Below are 1,592 nucleotides of genomic sequence, written 5' to 3' on the forward strand. Positions count from 1 at the left end.
GCAGGGATAGTAAAAATCCATGCTGGACGCCGCGATTTTAAGGTGATGTCAAGTGTTATTGTGAAAACATCGATAATAATTTACTGAAGTGCACGCCCATCGCTAACTTGGGTGGATTGCTGGGCAGCCCGGTAGCACGGACCAACACGGCTGCGGGCCTGATCAGCCGTACGCGTTACGAGCCATATGGGCGCACCGCTTCAGGAACAACGCCAACGATTGGCTTTACCGGACATGTGAATGATGTTGATACGGGTTTGACGTACATGCAGCAGCGGTACTATGATCCGGTAGCGGGACGGTTTTTGAGCATTGATCCGGTGGTGACCGATGCGAATACTGGATCAAGCTTCAACCGGTATGTGTATGCGAGCAATAATCCGTTTAAATATATTGATCCAGATGGCCGCGCTGACTCAGAGTGGAGTTGTTCCAATGCGCCGCCACCTGCGGTAGCTTACAACACCCCACCGTTGAGTCAGGGCTTTCATGGCGACGTATCGAAAGGTGTTTTCGTTGGCCTCACTCAGGTCGGTGCGCCGGGGGGTGTCGGCCTCAAGGTGGGGGCAGGTGCGGTATCGCTGTTCAAGGCGATAACAGGAACGAGCACTCAAGTCTCTAAGACAATCACGCTTTCGCTAGCCAAGCACGGTGAGGTGGCACAGCATGCTGCCGATGCCATTGCGGCGGGACACTCGAGTATACTTACCATTGCGCGCGAGGGCGCTGATGCTAACAGGGCAGCATCAATTGGCGGAATGGCAAAAGTGGCTGGAAAACAGCTAGACGAGTACCCTCCGGCGATGTTCTTGGAAGGGGGGACTGGGGCAAGCGTGCGTCCTATCAATGGTAGTAATAACATGTCAGCTGGGGCGTGCATAGGCAACTCCTGTCGAGGACTGCCGAACGGCGCAAAAGTGCAAATACGGGTTACGGATTAATAATTATGACTAATGCGAATTTTTCGTTAAATGTAAGTTACTCACAGCTTTGTGTTTTCTGGGAAACGCTGGACGCACCTTTTAATAATTGGGAGCAAACTCACTTTGAGCAAGGCTTCGCGTGGAGACCAGGTAGTGCTTGTTTTCGGACGATCGAGGAGACTGGCAAGCACGAAATTTCTGTCGTTATATCTGATCACGACGTAGCGGTAGATCCGGCCGCCGTGCGAGTAATTGAAGTCCCGTTTGAGATTCCTAACTCTGTTGGACTTGAGGTTGCATCGGTTGCCGATTCTGTTATGGTTAGCTTGGCGCCAGCATCATATAGCCTACGATTTGAATTGTTTGAGAAGGCCGCGAACGGCTTAGTGCCAGTGCGACTGCTGTTCCTGACTAATGTTTCGCCGGATTTTCGCGTCCTGCGGGCCGATCCGGAGTTGCAGGTACCTGATATTCTGTTGAAAATTGCCGAACCGGGGTGATGAAGAAAGCGCGGCGGCACGGGGTCAGCGCGGCGGCACGGGGTCAGTGCCCAATCCACCCAAGTTAGCGATGGGCGTGCACTTCAGTAAATTATTATCGATGTTTTCACAATAACACTTGACATCACCTTAAAATCGCGGCGTCCAGCATGGATTTTTACTATCCCTG

2 protein-coding genes are annotated in these 1,592 nt (G+C 52.1%); both read left to right on the forward strand.

The features are described from left to right. Window positions 1–107 precede the first annotated feature (107 nt). Window positions 108–941 (forward strand): RHS repeat-associated core domain-containing protein, encoded by an 834-nt coding sequence (locus ACP7D4_RS27985; protein ID WP_426212703.1) that lies wholly within the window; start codon window positions 108–110, stop codon window positions 939–941. A gap of 5 nt (window positions 942–946) precedes the next feature. After that, window positions 947–1,423: a competence protein ComJ gene (gene comJ, locus ACP7D4_RS27990; RefSeq protein WP_426212704.1), complete on the forward strand. Its 477-nt coding sequence runs from the start codon at window positions 947–949 to the stop codon at window positions 1,421–1,423. Window positions 1,424–1,592 lie beyond the last annotated feature (169 nt).

It is taken from the genome of Massilia sp. TWP1-3-3 (assembly GCF_049897805.1).
Classification (GTDB): domain Bacteria; phylum Pseudomonadota; class Gammaproteobacteria; order Burkholderiales; family Burkholderiaceae_D; genus Telluria_A.